This window comes from Bifidobacterium sp. KRGSERBCFTRI, from assembly GCF_025908335.1.
Window position 1 is genome coordinate 3,167,716 of the sequence record NZ_CP109653.1, and the last position, 15,936, is coordinate 3,183,651.

Genomic DNA, 15,936 nt, shown 5'->3' on the forward strand with positions numbered 1-15,936 from the left:
ACGCTCGCGCTGGCCATGCCGAGGCTCATCGCCACTGCACACAACGATGCGAGAACACTGCGCAACGGTCTCGCGCCCTTCCTTCCCGCATGATCACTCGCGCCAGATTGCGCGGAGCGGTGCTTCAATCTCTTCATACTTCCCCCACTGAAATCAGTCTGATCGAACAAATCAATCTTGAATCGAGCATACACGGCTTTTTTCGCGGTAGACACACTCTATTCAAGGGGTTCAATTCGCCGTTAGATTAAAGGTTTATGCCCATATCTTACCAAATTGATACCCTCAAGATATACCCTCGTCAACAATTTCAAACCGTAGACGCCGCATATATTTCAACCATATTTCACAAATCCAAGTAGATCCCCAGCGGCTGCACGCCGTCAACCACCAAATAGTCCACTCCGGAGTCCATTATTCGGACATGACATCGTCGGGACGCGCATGGCGCATCCGTTCCACGCGTGTGCGGGCGCGCGAGAACCATGTGGCCGCAATCAATCCGATCGCCAACGCCACAATCGCCGCCATGATTCCCACCAAGCGCCCGTCATGCACATCCGACGGGTTCGGAGCGGGGTACGGAATCGAAACGCGATGCCCTGAGACGAGCAACCGCTGCGTGTTCACGCCATACGGCGTACACGTCATCAATGTCACGCGGTCCTCCCCCGGCACCACCCTCAGCCGGGACGTGTCGTCTGGGTTGATCACGGTGATGGAATCCACGGCGTACGCGAGTTTTTCGCCCATCACATCTATGTAGAAGTAGTCGCCGTTTTTGATCTCATCGAGTCTCGTGAACATGGGGGCATCCACCAGGCCACGGTGGCCGGTGATCACCGCATGCGTGTTCAGGCCGCCCGCAGGCAGGCTCGTGCCATACAAATGCCCCGCCCCCGCGGCGAGCGCCTCCTCCGACGTACCGTGGTATATGGGCAGGTTCACGCTGATCTTCGGAATGCTCACCGACCCCATGATGCCGCCGCCGGTGTCGAGCAGCGACTGGTATTCGGAGTCCTTGCTCGCCGCGGAATCACCCTTCTCCGACACGCTCGACCCACCGGCCCGCTGCGAGAACGGGTCGACGGCCTCACCCAGAATCGGCTGTCCGCTCGCCGCAAGGCGCTGGTTGTACGCCCGCGCATCCCTCAGCTTGTTCTCCGCCTGCGGGTAGGGCCATCCGAGCACACGCTGGTTCACCATTCGCGTTTGGGCGGAGAGCTGCTGCGACGACCTCCATTGGAGCACGAAGGGCGTGGCGCCCACCACCACGGCGACGATGGCAAGCACTATGGCGAACACGCGCAATGCGATCATGCGCCGGCGCAACGACCTGCGCAACTGCACCACATCGGCGACGTCGGTCGCCTGTTCGAACGTGAGCGGCTGCCATTGCCGGGCAGCGGTCCCCTCGCCGCCATTCCTACGCTTCCTACGCATCGTCACCCCCATATCCAATCCGGCAGCAACGCCGAATCGGCCTCACTTGAAGTCGCGTTCGCCGAAGATGGCGGACCCCACGCGCACGATCGTCGCCCCCTCGGCGATCGCATACTCGAGATCGCCGCTCATGCCCATCGACAGTTCCACACAACGCGCGGTGCCGGGCATGCCGAGTGACTGGATGCGCTCGCGCAGGCCGCGCAGGTGTGCGAATCCCTCGCGAATGCGACGCTCGTCGCGCACATGCGCGCCCACCGTCATCAATCCCTGCAGTTCAACGCCCCCCAAGGCGGCAATCTGCTCGGCAAGCTCCAATGCCTGGTCGGGCGCGCACCCGGATTTCGACTCCTCACCGGATTCGTTCACCTCGAGTAGCACGCCCATGCTGCGGCCGCGCACCATGCAACGACGCGCGATCTTCTCCGCCAATTCAAGCGAGTCCACCGACTCGACCGTGTTGACGGTGGGCAGGATCTTGCTGATCTTGTTGCTCTGCAGCTGGCCGATCAAATGGAATGGTATGAACGGGGCCTCCTTGAGATCCTCCGGCTCGGCATAGGTCGGGTCGGCATCGACCGTCAGGTCGAAGTCATACGCGCCGATCACATACCCACGCTGCTTGCACTGGTAGCGCAGGCCGTCGATCTTCGCCACGACCTCCTGCGGCCGGTTCTCGCCGATCATCGGCACACCGGCGTCAATGGCGGCCATGATCTCGCCCACGTCGCGCGTCTTCGTGGCGGCGAGCAACCTGACATCGCCGGCCGGACGCCCTGCACGCTCCTCGGCAGCGGCAATGCGGTCCATCACACGATGCACGCCATCGGCGATCTGCTGTGCACGGACCTCGTCAATGACCTCGTTCGCCAGATCCTTGTGATCCATATATGCAGTCATTCCACCCCCACCTTCCGTGTCCAAAGCTTTCCTCACAGGTCACAATAGCGCAATTTGCCTATGCTCGCATGCCCCGCGCGGCACCCGTGCAAAATCCGAACATCACAGCGCGCGCAACACCTCCACAATGTTCCCCGGCACCACGACGTCGCCCGCATGCCGCCGCACTTTCCGCCATGAGAACAGATTCAGCGCCTGCTGCGCCGACATTGCCTCCGGGCGTTCCAGCACCCCCTCGCATAGGCCCATATGCCATGCGCAGTACCCGATCACCTGATCCGGGCGCACACCGGCCTCGCGCAGGCGCCCCAGGTCGAGCGAGCGTTCGCGTTTGGCAAGGCGCACGCCGGCGGCGTTGTCGAGCAACGGCACATGCGCATACTGCGGGTCGGCGGCCGGCAGATTGTGCGAGCCCAAACCGGTGCGAAGCATCTGCCCACGCAGCCAGATCTGCAATGCGGTGGAACGCAGCAGGTCACGGCCGCGCACCACGTCGCTCACGCCCATGAGCAAGTCGTCCACCGTCACCACGAACTGGTACGCATACAGGCCGTCGGAACGGCGCAGAATCACATCGCCCAGCTCGCGGCCCACATTGAACGACTGCGCGCCATACACAAGGTCGTCGAATGCGACGAAGGCGCCGGGCTCCTGCGCACCGGGCACCGCCAGGCGCCATGAATGACGCCGACCGGCAGCGAGCCGGCGTTCCACCTCGTCCCGATCCTCATCACGCAGACGTCGGCAGGTGCCCGGGTACACCAGGAATCCGTCGCCCTCCTGCGGGGCGCTTGCGGCGCGGATCTCCGCACGCGAGCAGAAGCACGGGTAGAGCAGCGCGTCACCGTCAAGCGAGCGCAGGCGTTCGAACACGGCATCGTATACCGCTTGCCGCGCGGATTGATACACAGGTTCGCCGTCCCAGTCCAAGCCGAGCCAAGTGAGATCGTCCATGATCATGCGGTCGGCGCCGGGGAGCACACGTGGGGTGTCGATGTCCTCGATGCGCAAATAGATCGGCTCATGGCGCGACCGTGCGGAAAGCCACGCGGCGAGCATGGCGAACGCGTTGCCCAAATGCATGCGCCCCGACGGGGTGGGAGCAAAACGGCCGGCCATCAGTACGCCGTCCACAACTCGTTGTCGAGCGGCCATGCGTTCGGAGTGCAGCCGCGCAAGTCCATCGACTGCTCCTGCATGAGCGGCGCCCTCTTGCCCTCGCCCTCGCACACGGTCTCGTTGTCGACGTGGCCGAGCACATGGCCCACCTCATGGTTGAGCACCATCGTGCGGTACTGCGAGAGCGTCTCGCCATGTGCAAACCAGTGTTCGACGGCCTCGTCCCAACGCTTCTTGTTGATGATCACGTCGGTTCCCACACGGCAGCTGTATTCTGCAGAGCAACCCTGCGAATATTCGGCCAGCTTGCTTGATTCGGCGAGCATGATCGTGAACTCGCAGGCATTCGTGTCGTGGGTCGGCGCGAATATGACGCCCGCGCGCGGCCAGCCCTGCGGATTGTTCAGCACGCGGAACACCGTGTTGGCGAATCCTTCGGCCGAGCCCACATTGCCGTTCGTGGCCACGCAGTAATGCAGGACGACCGGCGTCTTGTTATCTTCGTATGCCGCCTGCCTCGCCTTGTCGAGAATCTCATGGCGTTGTTCGTCACTCAGCGGCGCCTCGAGTGCGGCGATCGCCTGCGCGTCCTGCTCGGCATGCGTGTTCTCGCTGTGCTCCGCCGATTCGCTCCGCTCGGTGTTCGCCCGCTCGATCTGGGCGTCGTGAAAATGCGTGGGCTTCCACCGCGATGCCGCCCCGGCGTTCGAGGAGGCCTGCAGATTGCGCGCTTGGAACAGGGCCCGCGCCTCGCCTGCCACGCTCAGCCAGACGAACACGATCCAGAGCACGGTGACGAGCAGAACCACCACGCGGCGCATGATATACACACGCTTCGGCAGGCGCCGTTTCCTTCGCGGCGACGACTGCCGCGAAGAGCGTATGGAGTTCTGTTTGTGCGAGCCGGTCATACGCTCCAGTATACGGTCACACCACCGCATTCCGTCCGGCTGTGAACCGAGGGCAGACGCCCGCATGCGCGCATTCCGCGCGGATACACCGAATACAAAAAACCGCACCCGAAGGTGCGGTTTGCATGCATGCCGGCAACCGAATGCCGGGCATATCAGATGGCGAAGAGCACGTGAAAGAGCCAGCAGCCGATGATGCCGCCGATGATCGGCGCGACGACCGGGATCCACGCCTCGTTCCAACGGGAGGAACCCTTGTGCGGGATCGGCAGGATCGAATGCAGCACGCGCGGCATCAGGTCGCGGGCCGGGTTGAGGCCGGGGCCGGTCGGGCCGCCCATGGAGCACACGAGGCCCCAGACGATGAAGCCGACGACGATCGAGGCCGACGCGTAGTTCTGGCGGCCCCACTGCAACTCGAGGCAGCACAGCGCGCCGAGCACGAGGATCATCGTGCCGAAGAACTCGTTGATGAAGTAGTTGCGGCGCGTGGCCTGCGCGTCGGTCGTGCAGAAGGTCGAGAGGATCGCCTCGGCGTTCTCGGTCTCCTTGTAGTGCGGGTAGTAGCACACGTACACGATGAGCTGGCCCACCGCGGCGCCGAGAATCTGCGCGATGATGTACGGCAGCACGTTCGACCACGGGAACATGCCATTGACCGCCTGCGCGATCGTCATCGCCGGGTTGATGTGCGCGCCGGAGACGCCACCGAACATGAGCACCGGGAACATGACGCCGAAGCCGTAGCCCATGGCGATGTTCAGCCAGCCCGCATTGTGGCCCTTCGTATTCTTGAGCTCGACGTTCGCTACTGCGCCGTTGCCGAAGATCATGAGCACAGCGGTGCCCACGAACTCGGCGGCCAACTTGGTAAACAGTGAGTATTCCACCGGGAAATCCTTGTCTTCTTCTCTTGATTCCCACGGCGTCTGGCAAACACGTTGTGTCGTGGGCGAATTCAGTGTACGTCCAGCACTGGTCGAACGGCATGAAAAAACGCGCGCATGTCCAGCGTATGGAATGCGCGCGTTATGCGGAACGCTATTCAGTGCTCCTCGTTCGAACGCGGGTCGCGGATCCAACCCAGTGAGACGAGGATCAGCACGCCCGCCAGCAGCAGATCGGACAGGCTCGTCGCCGCATCCTGCGGCATGGAGCCCAGCTCGAACAGCCCGACACGGGCCGCGATGAGCACCCAGGCGAGCACATACACCACAATGGACAGCGCCCTGAAGCCTGTCGTGCAGAACCGCAGCACATAGACATACGCCGCCACCCACAATGCCAGGGCGCCCCACAGCACCCACAGCCACACCTTGTCCATCTCCGGCAGGCCGATCATCACGCCACCGAGCGCGATCACACCCAACGCAAAGATGATCCATTCAACCGCATACCGTTTCATGCCACTCCTTACCGTAATGTTCCACCGTTGTAACTCATGCCCATACTAGCGGCCCCACTGCCGCACACCCCGCATTGTCTCCCCGCATATGGCCACTGGATTCGCCGGTCGTGGCATGCCATCGTATCGCGCAGACCATCGCGGGTGACTTCCTTGTGCGCCCGCATTTGCCGCAAAAACAAAAACTCGCGAATTCGCGAGCTTCATTCAGATTCTCCTAGCACCCGAGGTGCGTCATTCACCTCAGTAGTCCAGATTCCCATGATCGTTGGAATCCTGCTGCGCACCCTGCGCAGTTTCCATCATCAGCTTGTCAAGGGCAGTCGTCGTGGACTCCCATCTGTTGAACATGGCGATCCTCCTTTCCTCAGCTCCGACTCATGCGAGATGCCGGTAATTCGTCAGAACCTCACATTTTGTCTGTTCGTTTTGCCCTTCACAATATGCCCACATATACGAATATTTTCTGCCCACAGCAAGCACAATATGGACACTGCGAATGGCACCCGCCAACGATCCCGGCCCATCGGGAAACACACCGAACCGGCAAATACGAAAGGCCCCAGCCGAAGCTGGGGTCTTCCATTGAGGTGCCCCCTCAGGGACTCGAACCCTGGACACTCTGATTAAGAGTCAGATGCTCTAACCAACTGAGCTAAAGGGGCTTGGTTGCTTGAACCAAGAGATAAATATACTCAGATTCACGGAAGATGCAAATCCCGGCGTGTCGCATTCTGCCGCCAACTGCCCAGTGCTTCCCGCTTGCGGCCATTCGGCGAGATAGGGTCGCCGGCTATTGCGCCAGGTGCACCGGAAGACAGTCCTCACTGCCGTATCCGTTGGCAGTGCACCAGCCTTTCGCGGCCTGTGCCGTGGCAAACGTCTCGCCGCTCAGCATGACGTAGTAATCCGAGGGGTGCCCCGAGCGGGAGTAGTTCGTGTAATCGGGACCCCATACGAGCAATGCATTCGGGTACTTTGCCTTGAGCTCACGGTATTGTCCGAGGATCGTCTCATACGTCCACGTTCTGCCCGCCGCCTGCAGGCCCGGCTTCTTGCTTGACAACTGGGTTGTGTACACGTTGAGCAGACCGGCCGCCTTCGCTTTGTCGGCCTCCACCTGCCGCTGCAGCTCGTCGTACGCCTGTTGTTCGGCTGCAGATTCCCGCGGGTGTTCCTCGTCTGCTGCACCGCCGGTTTCGCCGCCGTCCATGGATTCACTCGGCGTCGGCTGCACTTCGCTCGTCGGTTGCTGCGCAGACGCATCCGGATGCGGCCTCGGCTGCGTCCTCCACGCCCACACACCGATTCCGGCCAGTATGGCCACAATCAGTACGATGGCGACGATGATCCACACATGCCTGCCGTTCCGTGTTGCTGTGGATGCGTGCGCTCGTCCGGTGCGAGGCACCGCCGAATCGTTGACCGGCTCGCCTGCTGCCGCAGTTGCCGTCCTGGCCGGCACCCTCCTTCTCGCAGACTCTGCAGGAGGCAACGAAGGTGGCAACGCCGGACTGTTCATGTTCGTCACCAGCGGACGCTGTTGCGATTCCTGCATGCGGATCGGCTGCATCACCGCGGTCGTCGTCGCCTCGAACGCCACCGGTTGAATCCTGTGTTCCGTATGGGTGGACTGCGATTCCTGCACGGGCTTTCCACACACCGGGCATACCGCATCATCCGCATTGGGCGGGCTACCGCAATGTGGGCACTGCACGGGGCCTTCTTTCTCTTATACCATCGCCGGAGCGCACGGAGGAACTCGCGGCGGATACGACTTCATTGTACAGGGGAGGGCGCAGGCATGGGCCATATACAAAGGCCCCTGTGACCGTGTACAGTCACAGGGGCCTTCAATGCTTAAGCTCAGACTGGTTGAGACCGACCGGAGCCGGTCATGAGTCTATGGGCCGGATTACTCAGCGACAACCTTCACGAAGAAGTTGGCGGAGATCTCCGGGTGCAGGGCCACGGTTGCCGGGAACTCACCGAGGGTCTGAATCTTCTCGACGGTGATGCCCTTCGGATCGACGGCGACCTTCTCGGCAAGCGCGTTGGCGATCTGCTCGTTGGAGATGCCGCCGAACAGCTTGCCTGACTCGGAAACCTTGGCAAAGATCTCGACGGCGGTGCCTTCGATGATCTGCTTTGCCTCAACGGCACCCTCACGGGTGGCGATGGCCTTGGCCAAGCGTGCGCGCTTCATGGCCTCGGCCTGAGCGGCGGCACCCTTGGTCCACGGGAAGGCATAGCCCTGAGGAATGAGGTAGTTGCGTGCGTAACCAGCCTTGACCTCGACGATGTCGCCGGCGTGGCCCAGGTTGTTCACGGACTTCTTGAGAATGATCTTGGTAGTGGCCATATCTATACTCTCCTCACAACTCAGCGGCCGTTGGTGGCGTATGGCAGCAGAGCCATCTCGCGAGCGTTCTTGATCGCGGTCGCGATCTTGCGCTGCTCCTGAACGGTGACGCCGGTAATACGACGGGAACGAATCTTGCCGCGATCGGAAATGAACTTGCGCAGCAGCGCAACGTCCTTGTAGTCAATCTCGGTGATCTTGGCGGCCTTGAGCGGATTCGGCTTCTTCTTGAACGGCTTGACCGGTGGCTGCGGCCTCTTGCGTGACATTCTTGTTGTCTCCTTACACGTGGAAAATCGAAATACTTGGGTAGGCGTCAGAACTCGGGCTCGTCGGAGTCACCACCGAAATCGGAGGTGCCGAACGAACCGAAGGCGTTGGAGGAGCCGGAATCGTTCGACCATGGGTCGGAGACCGGCGCTGACGGGGCCTGCGGTGCAGGAGCGGACGCACCGCCCTGATACCCACCATTGCCGCCGTTGAAGCCGCCACCGGAGTAGCCTGCGCCACCCTGGTAACCGCCGCCGTTGTTGCCGTAGCCGCCACCCTGCTGGCCGCCATTGAAGCCGGAGCTCGTCTGGCGGGTCACCTGGGCGGTCGCACGGGACAGCGCGGGGCCAATCTCGTCGACACGCAGTTCCACAACGCTGCGCTGGGAACCATCCTGTGCCTGGTACGAACGCTGGGTAAGGCGCCCCTGGGCAATCACTCGCATGCCCTTCGACAGCGAGTTCGCAATGTTCGTGGCCATCGACGTACGTGCCGAGTCCCAAGCCGAGCAGTTGAGGAACAATGTGTCGCCATCATCCCACTGGTTGGTGTTGCGGTTGAACGTACGCGTGGACGAAGCAATGGTGAAATTGACCACCGTCGAGCCATTGCCGACGGTGCGCAGTTCCGGGTCGCGGGTCAGGTTGCCCACGACGGTGATGATCGTTTCACCTGCCATAGCGTTCCTTCTTACCTATACGGATTTCGAAAACTTGTTACTTGCGAAGAATCTTCGTACGGACGATGGATTCGTTCAGGTTGAGAACACGGTCGAGCTCGTCGTTGGTAGCCGGCTCGCAGGAGTACGTCACGACGACGTAGTTGCCCTCGGTCTTGCCATCAATCTCGTAAGCGAGCTTGCGACGGCCCCAGATGTCGATGTTCTCGACGGAACCGCCTTCCTTGGTGACGATTTCCATGTGCTGATTGGTCAGCTTCTTGAGACCGTTCTCATCCAGTTCAGGATCGGCAATGAACATCAGTTCGTAATTGTGCGCAGACATCACCCACCTCCTTCGGACTTATCGGCCGCGGGACTTCCGCGACAGGAGTGTGTTTGCGTAAGCCGGCCGCGACATTCGCAGACGGCAACTTCTCAAATATACCTATGCGTTCGGACACGCGCACACATACATGCACATTGTTATATTGGGGGGTGCTCCATTTTTGTGTTCGCAAGCAATGTGAAAGGCGAATGATGTCTGCTGTTCTTGAAGGCACCCCCGATAAACGCTTGGCTTTGGTGACGGGTCGTGCTTACCCGGAGCAAGCCACCGAGACCGCCCACTACCTCGGCACCGAGGTGCTTCCGACGACGGCCTACGACTTCGCGAACGGCGAGATGTACGTGCGCTACACGGAGCCGATCCGCGGCGCGGACGTGTTCATCATGCAGGCGCATACCCAACCGATCAACAAGTGGATCATGGAACAGCTCATCATGATCGATGCCGCCAAACGCGCGTCGGCACGCTCGATCACCGTCGTCGCCCCGTTCTTCGGCTATTCGCGGCAAGACAAGAAGCATCTCGGCCGCGAACCCATCACCGCCAAGCTCATGTTCACGCTCATGCGGGCAGCCGGCGCCGACCGCGTGATGACCGTCGACCTGCACGCGGCCCAGGAGCAGGGCTTCTTCAACGGTCCGGTCGACCACCTGACCGCCATGCCGATTCTGCTCGACTACATGCGCGACCGCCTGCCGCTCGACAATACGACGATCGTCTCGCCGGACGCGGGGCGCATCAAGGTCTCCGAGCAATGGGCCGCGAAACTCGGCGGCCTGCCGCTCGCCTTCATTCACAAGACCCGCGACACCACGCGACCGAACCATGCCGAGGCGCATGGCATCATCGGTGAGGTGAAGGACCGCGACTGCGTGGTGATCGACGATATGATCGACACGGCCGGCACGATCTGCGAGGCGGTGCGCACGCTGCACGACCACGGCGCGAAATCGGTGACGCTCGTCGCCACGCACGGCCTGCTCTCGGGCCCAGCCGTGGAGCGACTCAAGGACAGCGGCGTCAAGGAGATCGTGCTCACCGACACGGTGCCGATCCCCGAGGAGAAGCGCCTGCCCAACATGACGGTGCTGTCTGCGGCCCCATTGCTCGCCGCTGGAATCCGCTCCGTGTTCGAATCCCGTTCGGTGAGCAATCTGCTCAACGGACTTCCCGAGGACATGCACACGCGTCACATCTACGCTTGAACGGTATGCGCCCTTCATGTTGAGTGGCGGTGATGGGTCGGGTGACGCTTCGTCACTGGATCGCAAGCGCCCTTTACGTTCCTCAGCCTCACCCGACCTATCGCCGCCACTCAACACGGTATGCCTCTATTCGCCCGTCTAGCCCCCCCTCGTACCTCGCAATAGACACCTCACTTGGAGGAGGGACGAGGAGTCTGTTTGGTGGCGTATGGGGCAGCCGAGCCGATGAGATGAGGAACGTAAGGGCGCTTGCGATCCAGTGACGAATCTCATCGGCTCGGCTGCCCCATACGCCACCAAACAGACACAGCGCATTTCAGTTAGCGGAAGCGCTCCCGAATCTGCGCGGCGGTGCCATAGGAGGCCTGCGCACCATAGCCGGTGGCCGCATATGCCGACACATACGAAGCCAGTTGCGCGGACTCCTCCAAGCTCAGTCCACTGGCCAATGAAGCCAGCACAGTGCCCATGAACGAATCGCCGCAGCCCGTGGTATCCACCGCATCCACACGCACCGGGGCAATGCGGATGATCGATGGATCCACCGTGGAGTCAAGCACCACCGAACCGTCGCCGCCAAGCGTCACAATCGCCTGATCAAAACCGAACTCGCTCAAACGGTTCTGAGCCTGTGCCCAATCGAACGAATCCCAGTCATCATCTTCAGGCTCGTCAATGTGCAGCAGCTGCACGAGCTCATGCTCATTGACCAGCAGAATGTCGGCATGCGCAATGAGTTCGGACGGCAACGTCGCAATGAAGGGCGAATCGTTGAGCAGCACCTTCATACCCGCATCATGGCACATGGTCGCGCATGCGGTCACTGTTTCAAGCGGGCTTTCCAAACACAGTCCCAGCACCGACGATGCGGTAAGCAGATCGCGCTGGGATTCGATGTATTCCACCGTCACGTTCGCGTTGGAACCCGGCGAATACACAATGGTGTTCTCGCCATGGGAATCCACAGTGATCACCGTCGTGCCGCTGGGGCCGAGCACCTTGCGAATGCCATCGGTGTTCACTCCGGCGGATGCGAGCTGAGTCAGCAGGAAATCCGCATTCGAGTCGGAGCCCACTGCACCGAACATGCGCACGGTGGCGCCGAGCTTGGCGGCAGCGGCGGCCTGATTGCCCGATTTGCCACCGGGCAGCACCTGTAGCGGGCCGCCGGTCACGGTCTCCCCCGGCCCGGGGAGCCGCTCGGTGGTCACCGTGTAATCTGCGTTCATCGAACCGACCACGGAGACGGATCCGTGAATCTGCTCCAGCTTATCGAGAATCTGATTCATCGTATTTCCTTCGCATATATGTTTGGTCGTTTGCTTACGCGGCATCGAGGTGAACGACCATACTACTCACCATTCAATGACACAGCGCGCACAGGTGCCGTGTCACTTGGCTGGGTGGAGCACCTCTTCGACATCCTCCGGCTGCTCCACTTCCTTCTGCACCTGCGCGGACTCACCGCGGTAGATGTGCTTGTGGAACACCAGGAACCAGACGAGGCCGAGCACCACCACGCCGGCGGCGATGATCAGCAGATTCGAGTAGACCGCAGCCGGTCCGGTGGCACCGGTGAGGGAGCCGCCGGCGAGCGCCGTGCCGCCGAGCTGTGCGCCGAAGACGGCGATGCCGATGGAAGCGGTCACGTTCATCACCAGATCGTTCATGCCGACGCCGCGGCCGGATTCATCGACAGGCAGCGTATCGAGCACCGTGGAGACAACCGGCGAATACATAAGTCCGCAGCCTGCGTAGAAGATGCACGCGAACAGCGTGAGCAGTCCGAAGTCCGTGTTCACGCACAGCGCCGAACCGACGAATCCGCAGATCATGAGCAGCGAGGCGAGCACGATCGCCGTGGTGCGCCCGATCTTGCCGACGATCCAGCCCGAGGTGGTGCCGAAGACGGCGGCCACGATGAACGCCCACACAATGTACTGCGAGACCTGCGTGACATCCATGTTGTAGAGGGTCGTGCCCATCGTGTTGAAGATAGGCGAGACGCAGTAGTTCGTGAAATAGAACAGCACGATGAGCATGATCGCGGCGAGCCAACGCGTGTTCTTGAAGAACGCGGGCGTGATGAACGGGTCGCTCGCCTTGTTAATGTACACGCCGAACAGCACGAACAGCACGACGCACACCGCGAGCATCCACCAGCTGTTGTACGAGAAGAACAGCGAGAGGAATGCCGAGGCGAGGCCGAAGATCGTGAAGCCGAGCCAGTCGACATGCTGGGAACCGCCGCGGCGGTTCGGCAGCAGATGCAGCAGGAACGGCAGGAACACGATCGTCACCGCCGGAATGAGGAACAGGTACTGCCAGGCGATCGACGTGAGCAGGCCGGCCGCGAACACGCCGATGGCCGCGGAGACCTGGTAGCCTGCGGTGAACAGACCGAAGAAGATCACCTTGAGTTCCTTCTTGAGGTACTTCGTGGCGATGACGAGATAGACGGACCCAGACACCTGCTCGCCTGCGGTCTGCAGGATGCGCGCGATGATGACGGTCCACAGATTCTTCGTGAAGAAGAAGTTCGCGATGAACCCGAACAGCGAGCCCACGAACAACGTGACCAAGCCGAATACAATGAGTTTCTTCAGCGAGACGAAATCGCCGAGGGAACCGTAGATGAAGCAGACGATGCCAAGCACGATGCTCGGCAGGCTCGTGATCAGCGCGGCCTGCTCGGGAGCGCCGACGTCGGAGCCGATGTTCGTGAACACAAGATTGAAGCCCTGCAGGCACAAGGTGCCGAGAATGAACGTGATGAGCAGCAGAATCAAGGCGCGCACGGCCATCTTGTTCTGCTGTTCGAGGTCAACGGGCTCTTCCTGCACAACCGCAGTGTTGTTGGGGGCAGTCATGATGTCTCTTTTCCACAGATGCTTGAAAATTCCGATTCGTGGTCTGCATGCAGACCGGGTGCAGATTGTCTTCTGCTTGCAGCTATGCGTTCTTCGCGACGTTGGTGATGCGCGTCATGAACTCGTCGAGGAAGCGCGGCACATCGACGTCGAGCGCGGCTCCCATCGTCTTGTGCGGGTCGTTGAGACGGTCCTCATCGCCAATGGTGCGGCCGCGAGTCGGGCCTTCCACATCGACCTTCATGTTGATCGGATGCACGGTGACGAGCGTCGGGTCGACGGCCACGCCGACCGCAAGCGGATCGTGCAGGCCACAGCCGCCCAAGTGGGGCGCGGTGGTCTCGTATGCCTTGATGTAGAAGTCGGTCATGTCGGCGAGGAACGTGCCGGCGGCATTGCCGAGGTCGCGCCAACGTTGCGTCTCCTTGTAGGTGAGCAGCGTCTGCAGCGTCACGTCCAGGCCGATCATCGTCGCATCCTTCGTATGGCGGAACACATAGTCCGCCGCATCGGGATCCTGCGAGATGTTCGCCTCGGTCCAGGCATTCACATTGCCCGGCACCGTGAGCGCGCCGCCCATCAGCACGATCTTGCCGAGCTGCTCGGCGATCTCCGGAGCCTTGCGGAATGCGGCGGCGATGTTCGTCTGCGGGCCGGTGGGAACGTACACCAGATCGTCACCGTAGGTCTTCACCGCATCGATGATGAAATCGACGGCCGGCTCGGTTTCGGCATCACGCTGCGGGTCTGGGATCACCGCGTCTCCGATGCCGTTCTCACCGTGAATGAATGCCGAAATGGGCAGCACCTCGAAGGAATCCTTCGTACTGGCATGAGGCAGACCCTTGTATACGGGCACTTCGGGGTGACCGAGCAGTTCGGTGATGGCCAGCGCATTGCGCACGCCCTGCTCCATGAGCACATTGCCGTACGTGCCGGTGATGCCGATCAGTTCGACTTCCGGGCTGCCGAGCGCATACGAAATCGCAAGCGCATCGTCGACACCGGTGTCGAGATCAAGAATGAGCTTCTTCATGGGAACCTTCCTTCAATCCTCTTTGATTGCGACGCATACGCGCCAGTTGGTGATAAAACGTTTTACCAAGAACTACCGTTTATTATACCGCAAAACAGAAGAAGATGCGACGCTATGCAGGCGGCAAAGATTCACGAAAACTAATGCCTCACGTTGAGAGCCGGTGTATGGGGAGTCTGGAATCAGCGGAAAATCGGCGCCTGCGCGACGGTGTCGCCCTCGACCAACTGTGGTTCGAGCAGCAGCAAATCGTTCGCCTCTGCGCAGTTCCGGCCGGAATCATGGTGCTGAATATGCCGGTACAGGCATTGCCAACTCTGCGAAGCGAGTTCGGAGACATTCTGTTCCACCGTGGTCAGGCGCGTGAGCAAACCGAAACGTTTGACAATGTTGTCGTAACCGATTATCGAAATATCCGCGGGAATGGCAATGCCGAGTTCGCGGAAGCGGTCGATTGCCCCCAATGCCATCAAATCGTTGCAGCAGAACAGGCATGTGGCGCCAAAATCTGCCACGGCATCGGCAGCGTCATAACCACCCGAGAATCGATAATTGCCGTCGAGAGTGAGAATGGAGTCCGCCGGCACCTCATGTTCCTGCAAGGTCTTCAAAAAGCCGTAGCAGCGCGTATTCGCGTTCACGCTGTCTTTGTTGCCGGTGATGCAGGCGAATCGCCTGTGACCCGCGCAGAGAAGTTTTTTGGCGGCAAGACGGCCACCGAGCTCGTTGTCGAATCCCACACCGTCACAGATGTCGGCGGTGATCAGCCTGTCAATGATGACAATCGGGCAGGGGGAGGCGCAGATCTGGTCGCGGAGCAATGCGCGGTCCGTATAGCTGTCTATGGATGGAATAAGCAAGAGCCCGTCTATGTCACGTCCGACGAAATTGCGCATGAGTCGGCGTTCCAGCGTGCGATCGTCGTCGGAATTCGAGATGAACAACTGATACCCGTTCCGCCGGCATTCCGTTTCCAAGCATTTGGATAGCGAGGCAAAGAACATATTCTCAATATCGGGCACGATGAGCGCGATGAGGCGTGTTTCATTGGTGACCAGACCGCGCGCATTCTCATTGACCACGTAGTGCAGGCGTCTCGCCACATCGCGAATGCGCTGCTGCGTGGGTTGGGATATACGCGAGGGCTTGTTGTTGAGCACAAGAGACGCCGTGGCTACGGAAACCTGGGCTTCCTGTGCCACTTCCCTTAACGTCACTCGCCGCACCATTTTCGCCTCATCTATTGCCGTACTGTGTGTAGTTATATTCTATGGCACGCTGCACAAAGCGAGGGATTGTTCAGCATTGCATTCCAAGATGACAATGTTAGGAGATGACAATGTGAAGAGGCAATTGGGAAGATTGTATTGGATTGCGGTTGTTCCTCTGGTTTGGAGGCATGTAGGTG

Annotated in this window: 17 protein-coding genes and 1 tRNA gene; 2 read left to right on the forward strand and 16 right to left on the reverse strand. The window is 60.7% G+C overall.

What is annotated here, in order from left to right:
* Positions 1 to 414: 414 nt before the first annotated feature.
* From OGI63_RS13380 to OGI63_RS13415, 8 genes are all read right to left on the reverse strand, one after another.
* On the reverse strand, positions 415 to 1,443 hold the full coding sequence (locus tag OGI63_RS13380; protein ID WP_004219103.1) for a class C sortase: 1,029 nt from the start codon (positions 1,441 to 1,443) through the stop codon (positions 415 to 417).
* A 42-nt stretch (positions 1,444 to 1,485) separates the two neighbouring features.
* Entirely contained in the window at positions 1,486 to 2,343 is an 858-nt protein-coding gene (locus tag OGI63_RS13385; RefSeq protein ID WP_004219102.1) for a YggS family pyridoxal phosphate-dependent enzyme, read from the reverse strand.
* A gap of 102 nt (positions 2,344 to 2,445) precedes the next feature.
* Positions 2,446 to 3,462 (reverse strand): tRNA glutamyl-Q(34) synthetase GluQRS, encoded by a 1,017-nt coding sequence (gene gluQRS, locus OGI63_RS13390; RefSeq protein ID WP_004219101.1) that lies wholly within the window; start codon positions 3,460 to 3,462, stop codon positions 2,446 to 2,448.
* On the reverse strand, positions 3,462 to 4,373 hold the full coding sequence (locus OGI63_RS13395; RefSeq protein ID WP_004269237.1) for a DUF3152 domain-containing protein: 912 nt from the start codon (positions 4,371 to 4,373) through the stop codon (positions 3,462 to 3,464). The genes gluQRS and OGI63_RS13395 overlap by 1 nt, the downstream gene beginning before the upstream one ends.
* Positions 4,374 to 4,528: 155 nt before the next feature.
* On the reverse strand, positions 4,529 to 5,263 hold the full coding sequence (locus OGI63_RS13400) for an MIP/aquaporin family protein (RefSeq protein WP_004219099.1): 735 nt from the start codon (positions 5,261 to 5,263) through the stop codon (positions 4,529 to 4,531).
* 155 nt (positions 5,264 to 5,418) lie between these two features.
* Positions 5,419 to 5,778, reverse strand: a complete 360-nt coding sequence (locus OGI63_RS13405; protein ID WP_004219098.1) for a hypothetical protein — start codon at positions 5,776 to 5,778, stop codon at positions 5,419 to 5,421.
* 591 nt (positions 5,779 to 6,369) lie between these two features.
* Positions 6,370 to 6,443 (reverse strand) — tRNA-Lys (locus OGI63_RS13410).
* 128 nt (positions 6,444 to 6,571) lie between these two features.
* Entirely contained in the window at positions 6,572 to 7,135 is a 564-nt protein-coding gene (locus tag OGI63_RS13415; RefSeq protein WP_004219096.1) for a hypothetical protein, read from the reverse strand.
* On the opposite strand from OGI63_RS13415, the gene OGI63_RS13420 reads away from it, so the two are divergent.
* On the forward strand, positions 7,116 to 7,388 hold the full coding sequence (locus OGI63_RS13420) for a hypothetical protein (protein WP_227264153.1): 273 nt from the start codon (positions 7,116 to 7,118) through the stop codon (positions 7,386 to 7,388). The two genes, OGI63_RS13415 and OGI63_RS13420, sit on opposite strands and share 20 nt — an antisense overlap.
* 305 nt (positions 7,389 to 7,693) lie before the next feature.
* Here the strand turns inward: OGI63_RS13420 and rplI are convergent, their stop codons facing one another.
* The 4 genes from rplI to rpsF are packed head-to-tail and all read right to left on the reverse strand — an operon-like array spanning position 7,694 to position 9,414.
* Entirely contained in the window at positions 7,694 to 8,140 is a 447-nt protein-coding gene (gene rplI, locus OGI63_RS13425; RefSeq protein WP_004219094.1) for a 50S ribosomal protein L9, read from the reverse strand.
* A 20-nt stretch (positions 8,141 to 8,160) separates the two neighbouring features.
* Positions 8,161 to 8,409: a 30S ribosomal protein S18 gene (gene rpsR / locus OGI63_RS13430; RefSeq protein ID WP_004219092.1), complete on the reverse strand. Its 249-nt coding sequence runs from the start codon at positions 8,407 to 8,409 to the stop codon at positions 8,161 to 8,163.
* Between the two features lie 47 nt (positions 8,410 to 8,456).
* Positions 8,457 to 9,089, reverse strand: a complete 633-nt coding sequence (locus OGI63_RS13435) for a single-stranded DNA-binding protein (RefSeq protein ID WP_004219091.1) — start codon at positions 9,087 to 9,089, stop codon at positions 8,457 to 8,459.
* A gap of 37 nt (positions 9,090 to 9,126) precedes the next feature.
* Positions 9,127 to 9,414, reverse strand: a complete 288-nt coding sequence (rpsF, locus tag OGI63_RS13440; RefSeq protein WP_004219090.1) for a 30S ribosomal protein S6 — start codon at positions 9,412 to 9,414, stop codon at positions 9,127 to 9,129.
* Between the two features lie 194 nt (positions 9,415 to 9,608).
* Here rpsF and OGI63_RS13445 point away from each other — a divergent pair, with 194 nt between their 5' ends.
* On the forward strand, positions 9,609 to 10,622 hold the full coding sequence (locus tag OGI63_RS13445; protein ID WP_004269239.1) for a ribose-phosphate diphosphokinase: 1,014 nt from the start codon (positions 9,609 to 9,611) through the stop codon (positions 10,620 to 10,622).
* 320 nt (positions 10,623 to 10,942) lie between these two features.
* Here OGI63_RS13445 and OGI63_RS13450 read toward each other — a convergent pair whose 3' ends face one another.
* From OGI63_RS13450 to OGI63_RS13465, 4 genes are all read right to left on the reverse strand, one after another.
* Positions 10,943 to 11,911, reverse strand: coding sequence for a ribokinase (locus tag OGI63_RS13450; RefSeq protein ID WP_004219087.1), 969 nt, complete (start codon positions 11,909 to 11,911; stop codon positions 10,943 to 10,945).
* A 102-nt stretch (positions 11,912 to 12,013) separates the two neighbouring features.
* On the reverse strand, positions 12,014 to 13,492 hold the full coding sequence (locus OGI63_RS13455; protein WP_004219086.1) for an MFS transporter: 1,479 nt from the start codon (positions 13,490 to 13,492) through the stop codon (positions 12,014 to 12,016).
* A gap of 82 nt (positions 13,493 to 13,574) precedes the next feature.
* Positions 13,575 to 14,528 carry a nucleoside hydrolase gene (locus tag OGI63_RS13460; RefSeq protein ID WP_004219085.1) on the reverse strand — a complete coding sequence of 318 codons (954 nt, stop codon included), beginning with the start codon at positions 14,526 to 14,528 and terminating at the stop codon, positions 13,575 to 13,577.
* 182 nt (positions 14,529 to 14,710) lie between these two features.
* Positions 14,711 to 15,757, reverse strand: coding sequence for a LacI family DNA-binding transcriptional regulator (locus OGI63_RS13465; RefSeq protein WP_012619808.1), 1,047 nt, complete (start codon positions 15,755 to 15,757; stop codon positions 14,711 to 14,713).
* Between the last annotated feature and the right edge of the window lie 179 nt (positions 15,758 to 15,936).